Origin of the sequence: Vibrio mytili (assembly GCF_049563345.1) — a bacterium.
GTDB classification, from domain to species: Bacteria; Pseudomonadota; Gammaproteobacteria; order Enterobacterales; family Vibrionaceae; genus Vibrio; species Vibrio mytili.
Window position 1 is genome coordinate 2169116 of the sequence record NZ_CP110481.1, and the last position, 22790, is coordinate 2191905.

General features: G+C 45.9%; 13 protein-coding genes. 9 read left to right on the forward strand and 4 right to left on the reverse strand.

Annotated features, from left to right (window positions below; genetic code table 11):
- Positions 1-12: 12 nt before the first annotated feature.
- The 3 genes from recD to recC form a co-directional block, all read right to left on the reverse strand.
- Positions 13-2178: an exodeoxyribonuclease V subunit alpha gene (recD, locus tag ONE56_RS09990; protein WP_423839780.1), complete on the reverse strand. Its 2166-nt coding sequence runs from the start codon at positions 2176-2178 to the stop codon at positions 13-15.
- Positions 2178-5882, reverse strand: coding sequence for an exodeoxyribonuclease V subunit beta (gene recB / locus ONE56_RS09995; protein WP_423839781.1), 3705 nt, complete (start codon positions 5880-5882; stop codon positions 2178-2180). The genes recD and recB overlap by 1 nt, the downstream gene beginning before the upstream one ends.
- A 289-nt stretch (positions 5883-6171) precedes the next feature.
- Positions 6172-9699 carry an exodeoxyribonuclease V subunit gamma gene (gene recC / locus ONE56_RS10000; protein ID WP_423839782.1) on the reverse strand — a complete coding sequence of 1176 codons (3528 nt, stop codon included), beginning with the start codon at positions 9697-9699 and terminating at the stop codon, positions 6172-6174.
- Between the two features lie 346 nt (positions 9700-10045).
- Between recC and ONE56_RS10005 the strand changes: the two genes are divergently transcribed.
- From ONE56_RS10005 to dapD, 4 genes are all read left to right on the forward strand, one after another.
- Entirely contained in the window at positions 10046-11353 is a 1308-nt protein-coding gene (locus tag ONE56_RS10005) for a mechanosensitive ion channel family protein (protein WP_423839783.1), read from the forward strand.
- A gap of 154 nt (positions 11354-11507) precedes the next feature.
- Positions 11508-12434 (forward strand): LysR family transcriptional regulator, encoded by a 927-nt coding sequence (locus ONE56_RS10010; RefSeq protein WP_041156102.1) that lies wholly within the window; start codon positions 11508-11510, stop codon positions 12432-12434.
- A 127-nt stretch (positions 12435-12561) separates the two neighbouring features.
- Positions 12562-12858: a YebG family protein gene (locus tag ONE56_RS10015; RefSeq protein ID WP_041156103.1), complete on the forward strand. Its 297-nt coding sequence runs from the start codon at positions 12562-12564 to the stop codon at positions 12856-12858.
- Between the two features lie 736 nt (positions 12859-13594).
- A complete protein-coding gene (gene dapD / locus ONE56_RS10020) occupies positions 13595-14626 on the forward strand; it encodes a 2,3,4,5-tetrahydropyridine-2,6-dicarboxylate N-succinyltransferase (protein ID WP_423839784.1) in 1032 nt (343 codons plus the stop codon).
- A gap of 77 nt (positions 14627-14703) precedes the next feature.
- On the opposite strand, the gene glpQ is transcribed toward dapD, so the two are convergent.
- Positions 14704-15774 (reverse strand): glycerophosphodiester phosphodiesterase, encoded by a 1071-nt coding sequence (glpQ, locus tag ONE56_RS10025; RefSeq protein ID WP_423839785.1) that lies wholly within the window; start codon positions 15772-15774, stop codon positions 14704-14706.
- Between the two features lie 747 nt (positions 15775-16521).
- Here glpQ and ONE56_RS10030 point away from each other — a divergent pair.
- From ONE56_RS10030 to ONE56_RS10050, 5 genes are all read left to right on the forward strand, one after another.
- Positions 16522-17373: an MIP/aquaporin family protein gene (locus ONE56_RS10030; protein WP_423839786.1), complete on the forward strand. Its 852-nt coding sequence runs from the start codon at positions 16522-16524 to the stop codon at positions 17371-17373.
- A gap of 44 nt (positions 17374-17417) precedes the next feature.
- Positions 17418-18935, forward strand: coding sequence for a glycerol kinase GlpK (glpK, locus tag ONE56_RS10035; protein ID WP_041156107.1), 1518 nt, complete (start codon positions 17418-17420; stop codon positions 18933-18935).
- A 199-nt stretch (positions 18936-19134) separates the two neighbouring features.
- Positions 19135-19929, forward strand: coding sequence for a DeoR/GlpR family transcriptional regulator (locus ONE56_RS10040; RefSeq protein WP_415679248.1), 795 nt, complete (start codon positions 19135-19137; stop codon positions 19927-19929).
- Positions 19930-20107: 178 nt separating this feature from the next.
- On the forward strand, positions 20108-21667 hold the full coding sequence (glpD, locus tag ONE56_RS10045; RefSeq protein ID WP_423839787.1) for a glycerol-3-phosphate dehydrogenase: 1560 nt from the start codon (positions 20108-20110) through the stop codon (positions 21665-21667).
- Between the two features lie 130 nt (positions 21668-21797).
- The gene (locus tag ONE56_RS10050; RefSeq protein ID WP_423839788.1) at positions 21798-22754 is read left to right on the forward strand and encodes a CorA family divalent cation transporter; all 957 of its coding nucleotides are present in this window, start codon (positions 21798-21800) and stop codon (positions 22752-22754) included.
- Positions 22755-22790: the final 36 nt, after the last annotated feature.

Here is a 22790-nt window from a genome sequence, read left to right on the forward strand (position 1 = left end):
CTCGGTCTTTTATTAATTAGTCAATCTATCCACCAATCCACTGGCTCGGGTAGTTTTGACTCTGATTCCTCGCTTAAGCACATTGAGCTCGGCATACAGCGCCAAACGCTTCTTCGCACGAGTGATACCGGTGTAAATCAGCTCGCGGGTGAGTATCGGACTAAAGTCCGGTGGTAGAATCATCAGAGTGTAGTCGAACTCACTACCTTGTGATTTGTGAATGGTCATCGCGTAGGCCGTTTCATGCTCAGGAACTCGGCTTGGCAATACTGATTTTACGCTGCCATCAGGCAATTCAAAAAAGACTTTTAAGCGCGGATTCTCTTCGCTGTCGTCGCGCATACAAATACCGATATCACCGTTATACAAACCCAAACCATGATCATTACGGGTGACCATGACTGGCCTGCCGTGATACCAAACTTCATCTTGTACCTGAATCAGCTTACGTGCGGCGAGCGCTTTCTCAATACGTTGATTTAACCCGGCCACACCAAAATCACCTTCGCGAATCGCGCACAACAATCGGCATTGGTTAAACGTATCGAGTACCGCTTTTGCTTTGTGAGTAACAGACTCCGGTTCCCCAGTATTTGGGTCGATGTTTTGTTGGCCGATACGCTGAAGGTAGTGACCATATTCCTTCACTAGCGTCTGAACCATATGATTGTAGTTTTGGCTGCTCAGCGCGAAATGTTCAATATCGGCAAACTCTCTCGCCCAAACATTATCAACACTAACCGCAGAACCTGAGTTAACCGCTTTGGCTAGCTGACCAATCCCCGAACGTGCATCGAATCGGTAACTCTTTTGCAGCATACAAAGACTGTCAGCAATACTGGAGGTAACCAAGCTGTTCGAGCTATGCGTTAAAGTATCAAAGCCCGTTAGCTTTGCGACAGCAGCAGCCTGCTCTTTGCTGTAACCAAATGCATGGAAAGAACAGATATCGCCAAGCACCGCTCCCGCCTCTACCGAAGCAAGTTGATCTTTGTCTCCAAGTAAAATCAACCGGGCGTGTTTAGGTAACGCATCAACGACTTTGTACATCATGGGCAAATCAACCATGGATGCTTCATCGATGACTAAGATATCCAAATGTAGCGGGTTATGTTTGTTATGACGAAACTCCGCACTATTAGGAATTGCCCCCAACAAACGGTGCAAAGTACTCGATTCTGTTGGAATTTTCGCTTTTAACTCCGGAGAAACAGGCAGCTCTTGCACTGCTCTACCTATCGACTCGGTTAATCGTGCGGCCGCTTTGCCCGTTGGCGCCACCAGCTTAATGGTGAGGTTTTTCTCTTGTGTGGCCTGCTCAATTAAAGCGGCGAGCAATTTGGTTACCGTGGTTGTTTTGCCCGTTCCTGGTCCGCCAGAAATCACTGCAAACCGACGAGTTAACGCAACCGCAGCAGCGACTTTTTGCCAGTTTACACATGCTAAAAGTGGCACAAGCTCATCCAGTGACTGTAAATCCTGAACTTTACTCGCTTGACGTAAAACCGAGTCAATGGCGGGCCAATCCAACCTATCGCTCTCAACCACATCAAGATGATCACACACCAATTGCTGGCGCTGGACTTGGTTATTATTCCCTATCTCAGTCGCTTTAATTAATGCATTAAAAAGAAAGTGATACTGGCGCGCAAATAAATGGTTGAGTAGTTCAGATAACCGAGCAAATTCTTGCGGCGCTAAACTAACCGCAGCCCCCAATTGATGAAGCTTCTCTGCCAATGTAACTTCATAATGCCAATAGCGATGCAAGTACAAGCGTTCGCCATCAAACATCAATGGTAACGCTTCTCCTTGTTCGCCAACCAAAGGAGAGGAACGCAATACTTCAATCCAGTCAATACGTTGCAGATGTGTATTGAGTGCTAACGCTGACTCACCAAACAGCCCCAACTTGCTGGCGAAGTCGTTCGGCTGACCTTGCAAGTCATAAAGAGATAAACAGATATGACCCTTACCAAGCTCACTACTGACTACGCCAGCGATAAAAGCCAGCGCCTGACCAACGGGTTGTTGCTCGCTTGGTTCATGCTTGACTTGAGCATAAATAAAGCGTGCGAACTGGTAGTCAATCTGGCGTATCGTCCCCTTGCGCGCGAGCAAATTCAGTGCATCCATTAAGCTGGCTTGGTCAGATGAAAAATCATGAATTGTCGTCATTACAGTAACTCCATCTGCCCAGCTTGAGTAGAACGTGTATCCGGCGCTTGCCCATCGATCAGGCGGTCCATCTCTTGTAAAAACTCTAAAGTAGGTTTAGCGGAAAAAATGCCGTGATCGCTTTGCCCGTCCATACCACGTAAGAATAAGTAATACACACCACCAAAGTGTTGTTCATATTGATAATTAGCCAGTCGGCTGCGTAAAAAGCGATGCAGAGCCAGGGCATAGATTTGATACTGCAAGTCATACCGGTGATCAGCCATTGCAGACTTCAATGCTTCGCCATGATAATGCGTCACGTCGTCCCCAAGGTGATTCGACTTCCAGTCCAGCACGTAGTACTTACCTTGATGTTCAAACACCAAATCGATAAACCCTTTCAGCATGCCTTGTACGGTCTGAAATCCTAAGTCCCCCGCTTTGGCAGATAATGGATCATGTCTCTGAATCACGCGATTTAACGCTGGTGCAGATAAGACTTTAATCGGCAACAAAAACTCCATTTCAACCAATCGCTGCGGTGGTGCTTTTTGATTGAGCAGCAGAGATTTGCCATCCAATGGCGTAGCCAACACGGTGTCTATTAACTGCTGTAGAATGGGCAACCACTCTTCGTCTAATTGCTCACTCTCCATCAAGCTCAGAATAATTCGCGTATTCTCTTCCGTCATGGCTGATTGGGTAAACTCTATTTCCTCGAACAAACTGTGCAGGAATGTTCCCGGTCGCGCACCACGTGGAAAGGTAAAAATAGAACGCTCTGGCTCAACCAAATCGGCTTCATCATGCTCTTCTGAAGAGTCAATATCGAAGCCAGTCATCTCAATGGTCGCGTCGAGTTCTGCATGCTTGGAACCCTGCTTCACTAAGCCAGAGTAACTGGTGATGCGCCAATGTCTGTCAATTGGGTTTTGCAGCTCTTTCGCCGTCAGGTTCTGTACCTCTTCTTGAGGAGCAACGTAGGCCTCCTCAAGCTGCTTCGGCGGATCGGTTATCACGACACAACCAGGCACAATACTATCGAGATTATTTTGCTGCTGCTTTAGCCCCTGGTATAAATCGTCGATTCCGCCTTCTTGTCCATTTTGCACCAAATAACCAATTGCACTGCGATGTACTCCTGTTGGTTCTTTCGTCGAACGACCATTACGTAGTGGCGAAGCACCGATAAAACAAGCGTAAACCGCACGGGTTAATGCCACATAAATTAGACGGAGATCTTCAGCCAGTCGCTCTTTGTCCGCTTGCTTCATCGAAGCGTCATTCCCGGTGATATCCAGTACGGTACGACCGCTAGCCTCATCATAATACTTAGCTTCGCTGGCCTCTCGATAGCTAAATACAAACGGCAAGAATACAAGGTCATACTCCAAACCTTTCGATTTGTGAATGGTGACGATCTGCACCAAATTACGTTCTGATTCTAGACGCTGAATCTGGTCATCACTGCCACCCAGACCATTTTGCGCATCGCTGATGGACTGTGCCAACCAACGCAGTAAACCGTGGTCACTGTCTAATTCATTGCTGGCTTGCTGAAGCAATTCCCCTATGTGCATGAGATCGGTTAGGACTCGCTCACCGTTGTCACCTTGCGCGCTTGCGCCTTCTTCCAACAATCGTTCAGCAATATGACGCTTGCTTATCACCGCACGCAGCATAGGGAGTACACCACGTTGAACCCAAAGTTTGCGATATTCTTTAAACTCGTTAACGGCGTTTTCCCATGCGGTTTCATCGTTATTCAGTGCATCTAGGTTCGCGGCATCCAGCGCAAATAACTCAGACGCTAAACTCGCTCGCAAGGCCCGGTCATTTTCTGGCGTAAGGACCGCTTGTAGAAGACGCTGTAAATCTTGCGCAACTGAACTAGTGAAGACACTATCTCGGTTAGATAAGTACACACTGGCAATGCCTTGGTCTGCCAAAGCCTGCTTAATCATTCGGCCTTCACTACCGGTACGAACCAATACCGCAATATCACCCGCTTGAACCGACTGTTGTTTTTCACCGTTCACCAGACTCGCCTGCCCTTGCTTAGCATGGGTTAGTATGGTTTGAATTTGGCTCGCGGTAGCCTCTGCCATTCGGCTTAAATACTCCCTTTTCGGCAATGGTTTATCGTCAGCGTCTTGCAACCAGTACGTCAATGCAGGTTGCTTTTGACCACCCATGGTCCAAATGCGTTTATCGGCATTTGGACTGTAATTAACCGGTAAGAATGGAATGTCCGAATCATAGATAAATGGACTGTCTGGTAAATCAAAAACCTGATTCACTGCCCGGACCATATCCGCGCTGGAACGCCAGTTGGTACCGAGAGTGTAGTGGGCACTGACTTGATTTCGCGCTTTAATATAGGTGAAAATGTCCGCGCCACGAAACCCATAGATCGCCTGTTTTGGGTCTCCAATCATGAACAAACCACATTCTGGGTTATTCAGATAAATACGGCTGAAGATGCTGTATTGCAACGGATCGGTATCTTGGAATTCGTCAATCATAGCAACGGGATACAAAGTGCGAATTCGCTCTGCCAGCAACCCGCTTTCATCGGTATCTATGGACGCTGAAAGTTGTGTCAACAAGTCATCGAACGACAGCCACTGCTTCTGGCTTTTTGCGTTGGCTAACATCACCCGGCAATGTTCAATCGCATGGGCAAGTAGCGGCGCTTTTAAACTGATGGGGTTGGCGAGAAAGGTTTCAATCGCGGCAAAAGCCGCATGCTGAGGCGCGGTACCTTTCGGTGTTTTTTCCTCAAGTACATTCTGAGCAAACTTCTCCAGTTTATCCGGATAGTCGTAGCCAGTGGTTTCCGTCGCGGCCCATCCATTCACAACCTCTAACCAAGTCGGCAAAGATTTTTTGGTGTAGCTACGCTTGTTAATGTCAGAATCGGAAATCAGCGTCAAGAAGTCTTCTTGGCTTTCCCGCCATAGCGCTTTCAGCTCATCAATTCTTTTCAGGTTTTCAGCATGAAGATCCGCTAAGCTGCCTTGCATCGCAGGTACAGACAAGCTCAAAGGTGCGCCGGTTAAATAACGGCCGATATCACCTAATAGTGCTGACGGAGAACCCCACAACTGACGAATCTCCCCGGCGAGATTAAAGGGTAACGGATAGAAGTTACGTCGCCAGTAATCCGCCACTACCTGAGCTTTTAGATGGCTTTCATCAGTGACAAATTCATTATTAAATCGACTGCCGGATTCAAAGGCATTTTGGGTCAGCATACGCTGACAGAAGCCATGGATCGTATACACTGCGGCTTCGTCCATTTGGCGTTCCGCTTGCAGTAGAATCTCAGCCGCTTGTTGGCGATCGTCTATTTCTTCAAGCAATGGCTGGATGACTGGATCAGCACTTTTCCCACGAGCAAAAGCAATGCGTGCATCATGAATCCTAGCTCGAATACGGTCACGCAGTTCCGCCGTCGCAGCTTCGGTAAACGTCACCACCAATATTTGGTCCACGGTCAAAGGGACGCGATGTTTGGTTTCTGCACTGCCGTGCCCAAGCAAAAGGCGCAGGTATAATCCAGCGATCGTAAACGTTTTACCTGTACCAGCCGATGCCTCAATTAATCTTGCGCCATGCAAAGGAAACGTCATCGGCTTTAGAGGCGTTGGCTGAACTGTCTGCTGGGCGCATTGTGATTGCACCGTATTTTCTAATTCTTCACCTGACATGTGGACCATTGCTCTGAATCTCTCCGGCTTGTCGACTAATCAAATTGTGATCTATCGTAAAAATTCTTATTAATCTGTCTGTTAAGTATGAGTGTTTAAAGTTTTGTGGGATCTTTCTCACGGTTATCCGTCCGTTGTACCATTACTATCCCCGTCATGAGATAAACCAAGCCTATTTAGGCGTGGCAACTCAAACGAATTAAGTAAAAGAATCATGGTCCCTCTGACCCTGTGGCCGTACAGCGAACGCCCTACACAAAATAATGATTTTCTGGCGGCCACCCTACTCTTCTAAGCTTTATTTTTCTTTTATATCTTCTGCGTCTTGCGCTGCTAAGCGAGCACCTTGCAGGACTAATGCCGTCAACAAGCGCACTTCTTCTGCTAGCTCATCATTCCACGCAGGCCAAATGCGCGAAATATAAGCATTATTGCCTTCGCCAGACGTCATGTAGCCATCGTTAAATGTATCGGCCATTTTCTTCAACGACTTCTCTTCATCATCCGCCCATTGACCGCGACTAAAGCCCGCTTCGACACAAGCTAACGCCGTTTTAGGGAAGTAAGGTAAAGGCTTGGTCATGCCTTCAAAGAACAAACGAACTAACTCAGCTAGAAGCCGTTTCGCATACTGGGCATCGGCAATTTCTGGATAAATCAGATGCATAGCACCTTCTTTGCGATCGTAACCAATTAGATGCGTTTTCTTGCCACAACCCGACGCGGACATAGCCAGATGGTCAATCCAAGCGGAGAGGTAATCCTGCGCTCGAATTTTACCGCTTCGATAACGAATCAACCCGGATTGATAGCACTGAGTAAGCCAACCAGTCAGACGTACCTTCTTTTGCTCGCTCTCGTTGTTTTCAAATGAGGAATCAAACACAGAATCAAAAGTCAGATCGATTTCTAAATCCTCTTGCGGAGCTCCAGATAAAAACGCCAACTTATCGACTAACTCTTCCGCTTGAACCCGGTTCGTTTCAAACTCAATATCGCCGAAGGCTCCCACAGGTAATTTCCCTTGTGCACGTTGCTCATGCATAAAGTGCTGGAGCACATCCGCTTTTTTTTCTGGTTGGGTTAGCGCGGTATCAAGTAAGGTACCTAACAGCTCATCACGCATTTGGTAGCTTTCCAAGCCGCCGAGTACGAATGGCTCATCGTCTTCCATAACAGGCAGTGGCGGCTCAAACACCACCTTTAATCGACGGTTAAAAAAGTATTGTACAGGTAGACGCCAAAAACGCTGGAGCTCAACCAAATCAAGCTCAATTGGAAACGTCGCGCCGAGTAGGTAATCATCCAGCGCTCGATTAAAGTCACCGCGAATGTGACTCTGAGAGTGACTACTTTGGGTTAACGCAGCCGGAATCCACTCTTTCGCATAGCTGGCATTCACCCCTTGGAATGCACTGGGGCTAAATGGCACCATGGCGTGCGTAGTCACGATCGCTTGCAACAAGTTATCGCCGGACTCGTCCACAGGTGTATCTTTGTCACTGCTTAAACAGTAGTTTTGGTGACAATACTCCATCAACTCAGACACAAGTACCGATGGCACCCGTTCGGTATTGTCTTGAATAGAGCGACCGACGTAACTGATATACAAGGTTTGTTGCGCAGATAGCACGGCTTCTAAAAATAAGTAACGGTCATCATCTCGGCGAGAACGGTCCCCGGGTTTGGTTCTACCGGTCATCAAGTCAAAACCTTCTGGCGGCATTGAACGTGGATAAACACCATCGTTCATTCCCAGCAAACACACGGTTCTAAACGGGATCGAACGCATTGGCATCAAGGTACAAAAGTTCACTTGTCCAGCGAGGAAGCGTTGGCTAACGCGAGTACCAGACAATTTATCTTGCAAGTACTGGCGGATAATTGCAGGCGATAGCGCGTCATCAAACGCGGCGTCCGCTAGCTGTTCTTTAAGTTGGCTGAGTGTGTCACGAATCGACTTCAGCGCCATTTCACCTTCTAACTCGACGGAGAAGAAGTCATCCAGCAGCGAAACGAGTGTTTCGCGCCAACCATCAATAGTTTCAACATGAGAAAGCTTGCTACGATATATACTGATTTGTTGGATAAAGTGCGCTAATTTCCCCGCAAGCTCTGCGCCCATACCTTGCACTTCGTTGTAGGGAGAGACACTGCATTGCTCGGTTTCAAACAGACCTGCCGAGTCTGGCATTGCATAACCCAATAACATGCGCTCAATCCCAAACTGCCAGGTATTTTGACGAGTTTCAGGCAATTCAAACTCCCTACCAGTGTTAGCGTCTAGCCCCCAACGAATACCGGACTCTTCAACCCATTGCTTAGCTTGTAAGAAATCATCTTCACTCAATTCAAAACGCTGCAAGATCGCCGGAGTTTCGAGCAGTTCAAGTAATTCTGATGCCAAACAACGCGTGTTAGGTAAGTTCACTAATTGCATGAACGCCGCAAGAATGGGGCTTTCTTGGTCCGCAGTTCGGTCCGAGATCGAATAAGGGATAAAGCGCTCACCCGGTGCATTCCCAAAGACCGCCTGAATCGCAGGGCTGTAGGCATTGATGTCCGCGACCATGACGATAATATCGCGCGGTTTTAACGTTGGGTCGGCATCGAACATCGCTAAGAGCTGATCATGCAGCACTTCCACTTCGCGCATTGGGCTGTGACAAGCATGCACGCTTAATGATTTATCCGCCAAACTGACGATCTGTTTGTGGCGACTGTTGTCGATTTGCTCATCATCTTGATGCTCTTCGAGATTCAAAATATCCGCCTGCAATTGATGGAGCAGACTGTCACGTGCAACATCCACAAAGGCTTCAATCTCGTGGGATTCAAGCTGAGAAAGCAGATACATATTATCGCGCCCAAGTTTCCCCATCGACGCTAATAGACTGTTTCCGACGACGTCCGTGTGCAGTTCATCAACCACATTCTCTTCTAGTGAGCCTTTCAACTGTTCAGTTTCGCCCCGCACTTCGGAGTGATCATCCTGCCAAACCACATGCTGCCGGTGCTTAGCCGCCAAACGAGCCAGATACTTGCGGTCACGAACTTCACCCCAGTAGTAACGACAAGGGTTAGTGAACATCAAATGTACGTCGATGTGCTCACCAATGGCTTTAAGTGCGTCCATATAACGAGGTGGCAAAGAAGAAATACCAAACACAAACAGGCGCTTTGGCAAGTGGGTAACATTGCCGTTTAACTCTTGTAATGATTGAGTAGAATTTTCTAACGTGTCGATAAAATGTTCGTACAAATTGGCGCGGTGATAAGGCGACTGCCCTAGCGCGACCGTATGGTCATACAGCGCTTGCCACAGAATCGGTTGCCACGGATGCTCACCTTCCAATTCGGGAACTCGTTGCCCAGCTTCCCAAGTTGCAATCCACTCCGGACGGTACACCAAATAACCATCAAAAATATCGGCAATTTTTTCTGACAATTGGTACAACTTGGAATGATCACTGTCGTCTTTAAGATACTGTGCTAACGGTGAAAAGGCTTCTTGGTCTAATAACCCCGGCAATAAATGCATTAACTTCCACGTCATGGCTTCTTTATTAAACGCACTGCGCTTCGGTACATCAGGCAGAACCTGAGTGAACATTTCCCAAATGAACGTAGCGGGAAGAGGGAAATCAATGTTCGCTGCGACACCAAATTCTTTTGCAAGCTCCATTTTTAACCACTGCGACATACCAGGGCTTTGCACTAGAATTTGTTCTTTTTCGAATGGATTTTCCAGCGGACTGATTCGAATCAGTTCCACAAGGAGTGATTTGAGAACGTCAACTTGATTGGAGTGGTAAACAGTAAACAAAGTAGGAACACCGAGTGCCGATTGAAACTGTTAGCTAGCTTAGCACAGCCCGATTTAAACCCGCAGCGTTGTCGTTAGTTGAAATAACAAAAGGTTAGATAACGCTCAAATTGTCATCTTCCCCCTATAGCCCTAACCACAACAAATGACGTTTGTTTAGGACAATGACCTCAACACCGACTACAATGTTAATAACTTGTTACTCATCCCAAAAGAAGAGATTAACGCGTGCATCTCATCACCAGATCTCGCTCAAGTCCAGCTTTAAGGTTAAATGTTAGGAACCAAACATTTAGCAAATATATACAACGACAATCATAACGATAAGGAAAGTTAGGGGTTCACGATGGAACTTATAACCAACTACTACCACGCGCTTCTCGCTTCCTTGACCCACATTGAAACATACAGCCAGATTGGCATTATTTTGTTGATCTATTTAATGGCGTACATTCTTGCCAACCGCGTCTACAAATACATTCCGATTTTAAGAGAAACTCCAACACCGGATAATTATGACCCGATTCGCGCGCTTGCTTATCGCTGTGGGAAACTTCTATTCCCCATTTTTGCCATATTGCTATTAAGAATTTCACTGGAATTCAGTCAACTTTACATAACGGGAGGCTGGGTCATCAAAGTCGCCTTTGCGGTTGCGATTCTTCTGCTGTTTAATTCATTTATTAATTTGCTGATCAGAAACCCACTTGTCGCCCATATATTCAGATGGGTTGGCATGCCTATTATTATCTTTTATGGCATCGGTATACTCGACGACATCATTCTTATTCTTGAGTCGATGTCGATTGACCTGGGCAACATTCATATCTCGGCCTACGGCTTAGTGAGAACCTTGATTTTTGGCTCGTTACTTTTTTGGCTCGGACGCGTTTCCAACGTAACCGGACAAACCATTATTCGTAAGCAGAAATCTCTGGATTTTCGTACTCGCGAAATCGTCGCTAAGGTGTTTGAAGTTGCACTTTTCTTCACCGTCATTCTGTTGATCCTACAACTTATGGGCATCAACCTGACTACGCTTGCTGTATTTGGCGGTGCTGTCGGCGTTGGGCTTGGGTTTGGCTTGCAGGCCATCGCATCTAACTTCATCTCAGGGATCATTATTATTTTCGACCGCTCAATTTCTGTCGGAGACTATATTGAACTTGAAGACGGCCGAACTGGCGTCGTGACCGAGCTGAATATGCGTTCAACCACATTGGAAACGTTTGATGGCAAGGACATTGTCGTCCCTAACGAAAAGTTCATTTCCAGCTCATTTACCAACTGGACTCATAAGAATACTAAACAACGTTACCGCGTTGACTTCTCTGTCGCCTATAAAACCGATGTTCGCAGTATGGTGGAATTGATTAAAGACGCCGTCGCGTCCCACCCACAGGTATTGAGTGGCCCCAAGGTGCCTTTCGAAGAGCGCCCAGATTGTGAAATTGATAGCTTTGGCGACTCAGGCATCAACATGTTTGTCGAATTCTGGATGGAAGGCATTGACGATGGTCGCAACCGGGTTGGCGGAGATTTGTTGCTGATTATCCTAGAAACATTACAAGAAAATGGTATTGAAATCCCCTTCCCACAACGCGATATTCGTGTGGTCTCTAACCACTCTGATGAAGAGATTTCTCCTAAATAATCAACATACCGTGAATTGCATTTGGGTATCGTGACTCAATTTCAGTGACTGTAACTTGCAGTACGTTCTGTTTTATCTAATGATCAAGCACTGACGTTTACTATGATTAAACTGTTTACCGTTACTCAACCAAGGCGCTTGAAAACAACCTGCCATGACAAACCATATTTCTCTCAAGCAACTCAAGGTGTTTACCACCATCACCCAGCATAAAACCCTGACGTCTGCATCGGAGAGCTTGTTTCTTTCCAAAGCAGCAGTGAGCATGACGTTGTCTGAACTCGAAAAGCAAATCGGTCATCACCTGTTTGATCGTGTCAATAATCGACTTATTCTCAATCAGGAAGGCCAAAAACTCCTGCCTTTAGCCGATGAGTTGCTCAATCGCGCTGAAGATATCGAGAACCTATTCGAAGGCAACCAAACCTTAACGGGATTCCTAAAAATTGGGGCCAGCGACACGATTGGTAATCAAGTCGCACCTTATCTGCTCAGCGACTTTCGCCAGCACACCCTGCACCGTTCGCAAAGCTTATTCATCTCCAACACGGCACAAATCTGTGACATGCTGACGGACTATGAACTGGATATCGCGCTAATCGAGGGTAAAACGCTGCATTCAGAGTTGCAATCCACTCAATTTAGTGAAGATGAAATGTGTGTCATTTGCGCGCCAGACTATGCGGCTGCACACGATGGCGTGATGAACCTCGCTGAATTAGAAAACAGCGAATGGATACTGCGTGAAGCGGGTTCTGGTTCACGTGAGTTTTTTATGCGCGTTGTCGCCCCTCGCTTGGAACATTGGCATGAAGCGTTTCAACTCAATACCACCGAAGCCTTAATCAACTCGGTTTCCGCAGGCTTGGGGCTTGGTTGTCTGTCCCGTTTGTCTGCTGAGCCAGCTATCCTGGATGGCCGAGTCAAAGTGTTAGAAATGCCGCTCGATATGAAGCGTCGCTTTTGGTTACTGGTGCATAAAGAAAAATACCAAAGCCCTTTACTGAAAGCCTTCATTGAGTTTTGCCAACATTGGCAAAGAAAAGATCATCTTCACGCCAAGCAGAACGTTTCAACATAAACCGAGATAGTTTAAATGCTGGTCAGTTAGTTGTGCGTGCCTCTCATTCTTGAGCTAGTCACTAGACTTGGCTAGTCAAAAACTGTATAAAAAGCCAGTATCAATACACCAAATTAGGGGACCAACCATGGCTGTAATCGTCAAGTACGTGGTAGAACGCAATGGAGAAGAGAAAATGACTTTTACCTCTAAAGCGGAAGCTGACGCCTACGACAAAATGCTGGATATGGCAGATGAACTTTTTTCTCTGCTAGGTAAAAGTGAACTTCTTGAAGAGGAAAGTAAACAAGAAGACCTCGCTATGTTCCTTGCACAAAATAAAGAAGAAGTACTGTACGCTCTAGGAGCAAAACGTCGACCTGCACCCAAAAAAGCAAAAAAGCTTGAAGCGGTTGAAGAAGATAAAAACGAAGACGCCGCATAGGTCAAAATAAGGGCCTAGTTTTTTTCTAGGCTCTAGGTAGCGTTTGTTGAGACTTCTGTGCTTAATATACTTTTCGAGCTTATCGCTTTGGAATACTGATTACAGAGTACAGAAGTTCTTGTTCTAAGAAGCGAGGACTGTTCCCGTAATCTGTGTTCCCAAAACCACAAATTCAAAAGATACGATAAACCCCGAAGTCCCAGCGTTCTCCCCTAGGACCTAGGATCCTATAACCTAGGACCTTTCTTAATGCCCCTAGAACCTTGTTCTGACCTGTAACCTTATCGGTATTCCGTAATCTGTATTCCCAAAACCACAAATTCAAAAGACATGATAAACCCCGAAGTCCCAGCGATCTCCCCTAGGACCTAGGATCCTATAACCTAGGACCTTTCTTAATGCCCCTAGAACCTTGTTCTTACCTGTAACCTTATCGGTATTCCGTAATCTGTATTCCCAAAACCACAAATTCAAAAGACACGATAAACCCCGAAGTCCCAGCGTTCTCCCCTAGGACCTAGGATCCTATAACCTAGGACCTCTGTTTTCTCCCCTATAACCTTTATTTTTCTGGTTGGAAAAATATATCGACTAAAAGACAAAAGGTATCCATCTACGGACTTTATCGATTTCTTCCCTTTAAACTCCTCAATAGTGTCATTATGATGGCTACCACTTACTTAAAGCTCTTGCCAGAGAATGGCGAGATTCAAGACTCAACACATGGAGATCAACTATGGCTTTCTTTTCTCTCGCCTTTGGTACGGCAACTAAAAATCGCGACGGCAAAATCATCGAAGCGTTTTTTCCAAATCCAGTTCTTAACCCAAGCGAAGCACTGGTTAATGCCCTAGCGGCAGTAGCTGGTTACGAGCAAGGCAACCAAGCTATCGAGATCTCTGCCGCGCAAAGCGCAGAACTTGCAGCAGCATTTGAAGCAAACGGCGATACAGCAAACGCTTCATTCGCAACTAAAGCCGCGGATTCAGCACAGCCGCTTGTATTGGTTATTCTTGCGACTGATGAGCAACCACAATCTGTGGCTGAAGGCTTCCTAAAACTTCAACTTATTTCTAACCGTCTAGTGAAACCTCACGGTATTGTACTGGATGGTATCTTCGGTCTACTGCACAACATCGCGTGGACTAACGAAGGCCCAATCGACCTACCTGAACTAGCAGATCGTCAAATCGAAGCACGCCTTGCTGGCCGCGCACTTAGCGTAGATTGTGTAGACAAATTCCCTAAAATGGTGGATTACGTTGTTCCAACTGGCGTTCGTATCGCTGACACTTCTCGCGTACGTCTTGGTGCACACGTTGGCGAAGGTACGACAGTTATGCATGAAGGTTTCATTAACTTCAACGCAGGTACGACTGGCGTGAGCATGGTCGAAGGTCGTATCTCAGCTGGCGTTGTCGTTGGCAACGGTTCAGACATCGGTGGCGGTGCCTCTATCATGGGTACGCTATCAGGCGGCGGTAAAGTGGTTGTATCTATCGGTGAAAACTCACTACTGGGCGCAAACGCAGGTCTTGGTTTCCCACTAGGTGATCGTTGTACTCTTGAATCAGGCCTATACGTAACGGCGGGTACTAAAGTACGCATGCTGGATAAAGAAGGTAACGAAGTAGAAATTGTTAAAGCTCGCGATCTAGCAGGCGTATCAGATCTACTATTCCGCCGTAACTCTCAAACAGGTCAGGTTGAGTGTCTTGCCAACAAGAGCGCGGTTGAACTGAACAGCGAACTGCACTCAAACAACTAATTTTTTTGAATTAGAATCTAAAAATCCCCCAGCAGAAATGTTGGGGGATTTTTGTTTCTCTAACTTTGCAAAATCACTTAGTTACTACGGTTAGTATGATTCAAGAAACTGACCGCTTTGTCAGGGAAGTCGGTAAACAAACCATCGACTTTGACTTGATTGTAGAAGATATCCATCATACCTTCGAAGCTATCCGTGTAAGCAGGAATACGGCCTGGATCGGCTCGGAACGTATAAGGATGAACCTGTAAACCAGCGTCTTTTGCCGCTTTCATGAGAGGCTTAATGATGATGTTATCTTTGGTCGACTTGTCATCCACCAGCATCGGCTTCCATGGACCAATCCCTTGTGCATAATCAGCAACTTTTTTCATGCCACCCGCTTCAAACATCCAGTCATAGCTATATGGTGTTGCGGTATCGCCTTGATAAACCATGGTTTCATTCCAATCCGTATAAGCCATTAATTGAACCAGTTTTAAATCCATATCCATTGCTGGCATCAATTCGCTATTAATACGTTGCAGTTCATTGGCATCAAAGCACTGCAGGTAGACTTTGTCATCTTGGGTGTCGTAACCATATTGCTTTAAGACTTTAAGAACCGCTTTGGAAATATCTTTGCCTTCATGGCGGTGGAACCAAGGGGCTTTGATTTCTGGATAAATACCGATGTCGTAACCCAATGTCTTATTCAGGCCTTGAATCAGCTCAATCTCTTCAGCAAAGGTAGGGACTGTAAAATCCGACTGCCACATCGGGAATCGAGTTGGGTAACCCGCCACTTTTTTCCCATTGTCGTCGAGATTAAACCCTTCCGTGACTCGCAGCGATTTGATTTCAGCCAACGTAAAGTCAATCGCGTAGTAGCGTCCATCTTTACGTGCACGATCGGGATATCGCTCCGCAACATCCGTGACTCGATCCAGATAGTGATCATGCAAAACCACCAACTTATCATCTTTGGTCATAACCACATCTTGTTCGATATAATCGGGTTTCATTGCATAAGCAAGTGCTTTTGCTTCCAAGGTGTGTTCCGGCAAATAACCAGACGCACCACGGTGAGCAATCACGACAGGCTTCGCAATCGCCCCCACAGATAAGCCGATCGCCAAAAAAGTAAGACATATAGACGTTGTTTTCATTGTTATTCCCTTTAGAAAAGCGAAAAGCAGCATGCCACTGCTTGTTTAAAGATACATGACGCTAGCATTTTCTTTGCGCGCTTTTTAACGTTCATGCTCGTCCGACCAAAACGTGCCCAAGCACAATCGATAGCCAGCAATCCGTAATAAAGCAATATCTGAGAGTAATTTAACGTTAACAATGTTACATATAAATTAACGAATACCATAAATCACGAACGACATTGGTTACTTTCAACATCACAACTCAAATTAAAAACGAAGAAAAAAGCTCAAAAATGCTCATATAAGTTTTCATTAAAAAGACAGAATGAGACCTCTATAAGACGTTAGCACTCACGATAGGTCAATGAACAGCCGTTTGTACTTAACCTGAGCTCACGCTGTCCAGACACATACAGAAACCAGTAAAAACTTATATTTTTTAATTATTTAGGTTTATTTTTCATACCAAAACTGAACAACAAACCACCTTTTACACTCTAGCATCACAAAACTCCTCTTACCAGTTGCGTATTATTTTTTACCTCGGTAACTTAAACCACAACATGATCATCCATGTTTAACAAGCAAGGTTATAATATTTCTTTCATGATCAAAACATGCGCCATTTAACAAAAAATAAGAGTTTCCTTAACATTTTTATGCTCTAACGCTCATTTATAATGCTCGTTTATTTTCGAAACCGAATAAATGTGCAAAATACTACCCTGCTAAATAAGCAAAAATAACTAAAGGACTCTTAACATGACAATCAACAAACACCCTTCCCTGCTCGGAGAATGTTTGGCGGAATTTATCGGTACCGGACTGCTTATCTTCTTCGGTGTTGGCTGCGTAGCTGCTCTCGTATTAACCGGAGCATCATTTGGACAATGGGAAATTAGCATCGTATGGGGCTTCGGGGTCAGCATTGCTATTTACTGTACAGCTGGCGTTTCTGGTGCTCACATCAATCCAGCCGTAACCATTGCACTTGCGCTGTTCCATGGCTTTGATAAGGCGAAAGTCGTGCCATATATCGCAGCTCAACTACTCGGTGCATTTTGCTCTGCCGCTTTGGTCTACAGCTTGTACGCCAACCTCTTTACTGATTATGAAATCGCACACAATTTCGTTCGTAGTAGCCAAGAGGCCTTAGCAACCGCAGGGATTTTTTCTACCTATCCACACGCTTCGCTTTCTTTTATGGGTGCGTTTGCTGTTGAATTTGTGATTACTGCCGTTTTAATGTTTGCCATTCTTGCGCTGGGTGATGAAAGTAACGGCGCGTCTCGAGGGGCGATGAACCCTCTCTTAATTGGTATTCTTATTGCTGTGATAGGTGGCTCACTTGGTCCATTGACTGGCTTTGCTATGAACCCTGCGCGTGACTTTGGACCTAAACTGTTCGCTTACTTCGCGGGCTGGGATTACGCCCTGACTGGTGCGAAAGAGATTCCATACTTTATTGTTCCAATTCTTGGTCCAATTGCAGGCGCTTGCTTTGGTGGCTGGCTCTACCCGAAAGCGATTGCAGCTTACCTTCCAAAACAAGGCCAGGGCTGTACCATACCAAATCAATGCGATGCAGAAGAAACTGAACAAGCGCGAGCTTAACCACTGACTAAAATATAAATAACGAAACAAAAAGGATTCTTACCATGACTGAGCAAAAATACATCGTTGCCCTAGACCAAGGCACCACCAGCTCTCGCGCAGTAATTCTTGATCATGACGCCAATATTGTCAGCGTTGCTCAACGCGAATTTACTCAGATTTATCCTCAAGCAGGTTGGGTCGAACATGATCCAATGGAAATCTGGGCAACACAGAGTTCAACCTTAGTGGAAGCATTAGCGAAGTCAGGCATCCGTAGTGACCAACTAGCCGCTATTGGTATCACCAACCAGCGTGAAACAACCATTGTCTGGAACAAAGAGACTGGCAAACCCGTTTACAACGCCATTGTCTGGCAATGTCGCCGTACCGCAGAAATCTGTGAAGATCTCAAACATCGCGGGTTAGAAGACTATGTGCGTGATAACACAGGCTTAGTGCTTGACCCATATTTTTCTGGCACGAAAGTGAAGTGGATTCTTGATAATGTCGAAGGCGCGCGTGAAGATGCTGAAGCTGGCAAACTCTTGTTTGGTACTGTCGATACTTGGCTAGTATGGAAAATGACTCAAGGTCGTGTACATGTGACAGACTACACCAATGCTTCTCGAACCATGCTATTTAATATCAACGATTTATGCTGGGATGCGAAACTGCTGGATGAACTGGGTATTCCTGCATCAATGATGCCCGAAGTAAAACGCTCATCGGAAGTCTATGGTAAAACCAACATCGGTGGTAAAGGGGGAACTCGTATCCCTATTGCTGGTATTGCAGGTGACCAACAAGCAGCACTGTACGGACAAATGTGTGTAGAAGCAGGTCAGGCAAAAAACACCTACGGCACGGGTTGCTTCTTATTGATGAACACCGGGAAAGAGAAAGTCACCTCAACCCATGGCCTATTGACGACACTAGCATGTGGCCCAACCGGGGAGCCAGCGTACGCACTGGAAGGTGCAGTCTTTATGGGAGGGGCGTCAATTCAGTGGCTGCGCGATGAACTTAAGATCCTTAATGGTGCTGAAGATTCAGAATACTTCGCCACGAAAGTAGATACATCAAATGGTGTGTACGTCGTACCAGCATTCACGGGCCTTGGCGCGCCATATTGGGATGCGTACGCTCGAGGCACGATCGTTGGCTTAACAAGGGGCGTCAACTCAAACCATATTATTCGAGCAACTTTAGAAGGCATTGCTTACCAAACGCGTGATGTACTGGACGCAATGCAAGCGGACTCCGGCATAAAACTGGCTAACCTCCGAGTTGACGGTGGTGCTGTCGCGAATAACTTCCTGATGCAGTTCCAATCAGACGTACTCAACACAGAAGTTCACCGCCCTCAAGTGACGGAAGTCACCGCCCTTGGCGCGGCATATCTAGCGGGACTCGCTGTGGGGTACTGGGGTAGCCTTGATGAACTACAAGATAAAGCCATTCTCGATCGTACGTTCGAGCCTCATGAAGATGAAGAGAAACGTAACCGTCGCTATAAAGGCTGGAAACGAGCGGTGAAGTGTGCGCAAACTTGGTCCTCGCTTCACGACGAAGACGATTAACCATCACAAAACGAAAAAAAGAGCGCTGTTCGAGCGCTCTTTTTTTGCATAAAACCGCCAATTCCTTGATGCCTTCGCTTCTCACAACGCGCAAATTCGAGCACAATATCCTCAAATAGCCTCAAATTGTTCGATGAATTTGAGAAAAACATTTCGAAGATGAAGCATTGGACGTGCTCAATGCATTATGGAGTGGCAAGTGAAGCAAATACCTAGACACCAACAAATTGTCGATTTGGTGAAAAAACAAGGCTATGTCAGCACCGAGGAATTGGTAGAACGGTTCAATGTCAGCCCACAGACCATACGACGCGACCTCAATGAACTCGCAGACGACAACAGAATTCGTCGCTATCATGGTGGTGCGACCATACCTCTTAGTTCTGAAAACACCTCTTATAACACACGAAAAGCACTGAATTTTAATGAAAAAGATGTCATTGCCGAAGAGGTCGTTAAGCATATACCAGATGGTGCCACACTATTTATCGACATTGGTACGACACCAGAAGCTGTAGCACGAGCACTGAATAAACATCACAAGCAGTTGCGCGTTGTAACCAATAACATCAATGTCGCGACGATCCTTTTCCCAAATCCAGAAATTAAAGTGATATTGGCAGGTGGCGAAGTTCGTAACCGTGATGGTGGCATCGTTGGTGAAGCGACCCTAGATTTTGTAAAGCAGTTCCGCCTCGATTTTGGCATTCTGGGTATCAGTGGGATTGATTTCGACGGTTCTCTATTGGATTTCGATTACCACGAAGTGCGAGTAAAGCAGGCCATTATCGACAATAGTCGCAGTGTATTTCTTGCTGTTGACCATACTAAGTTTGGTCGCAATGCAATGGTCAAGCTGGGCAACATCGCACAATTAAACATGATATTTACCAACCAACAACCACCCGAAGAAATTTTGGCGATCCTAAAAGAAGCCGCCATCCCTTTAGAAGTCGTACAGGCCAACACCGCGATTGATGACGAAATAGAATAAATAAATCACGTAAACTTGAACCTTTAAATGACCTCTGCCTTAATTAGACAGAGGTTTTTTTATGCACAAATCACACAAAACGCTCAAAAACGAAAATAAATAATGACCACAAACGAAACCTAGGATACGATTACACCATGTTCCAAAATGCTCGTTCGCTCACAAAGAGGTCAAATTTATGAGTATACAAAAAAATGCTTCCACCACTGACTCATCCACTCCATTAGACTTAATCGTAATCGGTGGCGGCATTAATGGTGCTGGCATCGCGGCAGATGCTGCTGGCAGAGGTTTGAGTGTTGGCTTGTATGAAGCCAATGATTTCGCCTCCGCGACTTCGTCAGCAAGCTCTAAATTGATTCATGGTGGACTGCGCTACCTTGAACACTATGAGTTTCGTTTAGTTTCGGAAGCGCTCGCGGAACGCGAAGTCATTCTTCGTAAAGCCCCTCATGTCGCGTTGCCAATGCGTTTCCGTTTACCTCATCGCCCTTTTTTACGCCCAGCTTGGATGATCCGTTGCGGCTTGTTCCTTTACGATAACTTAGGTAAACGTACGACACTGCCAGCGAGTAAAACCGTCAACCTAGCGAAGTCTGGCCTGTTAAAACCAGAGATAAAAACCGGATTTGAATACTCTGACTGCTGGGTAGATGATGCGCGTTTGGTGTTACTCAATGTGCTTTCCGCTCGCGAAAATCAAGCTGAAGTTCGTAACTACTGCCGAGTCGAAAAAGCGCATCGCGAGTGCGGTATTTGGCACGTCACCATCCACGATATGATGACGGATCAACGTTTCGAGCGCAGAGCAAAAACGCTGGTTAACGCTGCTGGGCCTTGGGTAAAACAGTTTTTTGATGATGGACTGGAACAAGTGTCTCCGCGCAACATCCGTCTTATCAAAGGTTCACATATTGTTGTTCCTCGTATTCACAACGAGCCACAGGCCTACATTCTGCAAAACAAAGACAACCGTATTGTGTTTATGATCCCCTATTTAGATCAATTCTCAATCATTGGTACAACGGATCTCGAATATCACGGTGATCCACGTAACGTCGAAATTTCTGAAGATGAAGTGGATTACCTTATCGATATCGTTAACCAACACTTTGTCCATCAGTTAACGCCAGAAGATGTCGTGTGGACATACAGCGGCGTGCGTCCACTGTGTGATGATGAATCTGACTCACCTCAAGCGATCACCCGGGACTATACTCTGGAATTGGACGCAGAATTCGACCAAGCGCCACTGCTGTCTATCTTTGGGGGTAAGTTAACGACCTATCGTAAACTGGGTGAAGCTGCAATGAAAAAGCTTGAACCGTTTCTGCCAAACATGGGGGGTAACTGGACAGCAAATCAAGCGTTACCCGGCGGAAACTTCAGCTGTAGTCGAGAGCAATTAGCGAAGCAAATTCATACTAGATACGCTTGGGCACCAGAAGCGTTGATCCTACGCTATGTCACTCAGTTTGGGACACAAACGTGGGCATTGATGGAAGACGCCACGTGTGAAGCTGACCTAGGTCATGAATTCTCTGCGCAAGCAGGCGGCGTTTATCAACGAGAAGTGGATTACTTGATGAACCATGAAATGGCCATGACAGATGAAGACATTCTTTGGCGCCGCACCAAGCTTGGCCTTTACATGAGTGATGACGAAAAACAATCACTGTCAGCCTACTTAAAAGAAAAATTGCAACAGAAAGTCATAAGCCTATCGCAAGTCAGTTAGTCTTTCATTCTTTCTCCGTATAGCCTGCCACGTGCAGGCTTTTTTCGTTTGCTCTCCATCGACTTTTCGTAGATATTGACATTGATATTCATCGTTCAAATAAAGATAGGCTCACGACAAGGATAAATAGATGGGTTTTATGATTGATCATTGGGATTTTTCTACCCAAGTTGCCACCGCAAACGAATCAACACCAGACCGTCCACCCGAGAAGATACAAGCGAACCATTGGTATCACTGTGAAAGACAGCATCCTGATATTCGCACTTGGTTGGAGAAAAACCAAGTCCCTCGAGCAACGGTAGAACACCTACTCGCCGATGAAAGTCGCCCCTCTTTTCACCCTTTGGATGACGATAACTTTATGTTGATTCTGCGTGGCATCAATATGAACGATAACGCCTCACCTGAAGATATGTTGAGTGTTCGTATTCTCTATTTTCAAGGCGCATTGATTTCAACACGCAAGATTCCGTCGCGGGCAATTATGGAGATTAGACAGGCACTGGCGGAACAAAAAGGGCCAAAAAGTTTAGCGAGCCTTCTCAATCAAATTATTGAAGGGCTAAATGGTAAAATCGACACCTACCTAGATACCATTGAAGACACCTTAAATCATTTCGATGTCCATGATGAATCGACACACAGACACATCGCAGCTCAGAAGGCATTGATTGCAATCAAACGTTTTATCCGCCCTCAGCAATACGCGATTCGTGACTTGATCGAGTCGGATTCAAGTTTGGTTGTTTCCAGACCGCATCAATATCGATTCGCCCACAACAACATTACTCGAATCAATGAAACGTTGGAGTTCTACCTCGGTGAAGTTGCTCTTTTTCAAGAAGAAATCAAACACTACCGAGACGAGAAAACCAATAAAAACAGCTACTTGTTCACTCTAGTTGCCACCATATTCTTGCCCACCAGCTTCTTAACGGGTTTACTGGGCATTAACATAGGCGGCATGCCTGGTGTGGACTCTTCACAAGCCTTTACCTGGTTCTGTGTCGCGCTGGTCGTGATTTTTGCTCTTGAATGGATGCTGTTTAAACGCTTAGGCTTTACCGCCAAAAGTGATGAATGAAGCCTAAATTGCATGAAAACGAAAAGAGGAGCACTC

Excerpts from the sequence above, each read along its gene's own strand:
- ONE56_RS10015 (WP_041156103.1), top strand. The coding sequence starts at position 12,562 with ATGGCTGTAATCGTCAAGTACGTGGTAGAACGCAATGGAGAAGAGAAA.
- recB (WP_423839781.1), bottom strand. The coding sequence starts at position 5,882 with ATGGTCCACATGTCAGGTGAAGAATTAGAAAATACGGTGCAATCACAA.
- glpK (WP_041156107.1), top strand. The coding sequence starts at position 17,418 with ATGACTGAGCAAAAATACATCGTTGCCCTAGACCAAGGCACCACCAGC.
- glpD (WP_423839787.1), top strand. The coding sequence starts at position 20,108 with ATGAGTATACAAAAAAATGCTTCCACCACTGACTCATCCACTCCATTA.
- ONE56_RS10010 (WP_041156102.1), top strand. The coding sequence starts at position 11,508 with ATGACAAACCATATTTCTCTCAAGCAACTCAAGGTGTTTACCACCATC.
- glpQ (WP_423839785.1), bottom strand. The coding sequence starts at position 15,774 with ATGAAAACAACGTCTATATGTCTTACTTTTTTGGCGATCGGCTTATCT.
- ONE56_RS10030 (WP_423839786.1), top strand. The coding sequence starts at position 16,522 with ATGACAATCAACAAACACCCTTCCCTGCTCGGAGAATGTTTGGCGGAA.
- ONE56_RS10005 (WP_423839783.1), top strand. The coding sequence starts at position 10,046 with ATGGAACTTATAACCAACTACTACCACGCGCTTCTCGCTTCCTTGACC.
- ONE56_RS10050 (WP_423839788.1), top strand. The coding sequence starts at position 21,798 with ATGGGTTTTATGATTGATCATTGGGATTTTTCTACCCAAGTTGCCACC.
- recD (WP_423839780.1), bottom strand. The coding sequence starts at position 2,178 with ATGACGACAATTCATGATTTTTCATCTGACCAAGCCAGCTTAATGGAT.
- dapD (WP_423839784.1), top strand. The coding sequence starts at position 13,595 with ATGGCTTTCTTTTCTCTCGCCTTTGGTACGGCAACTAAAAATCGCGAC.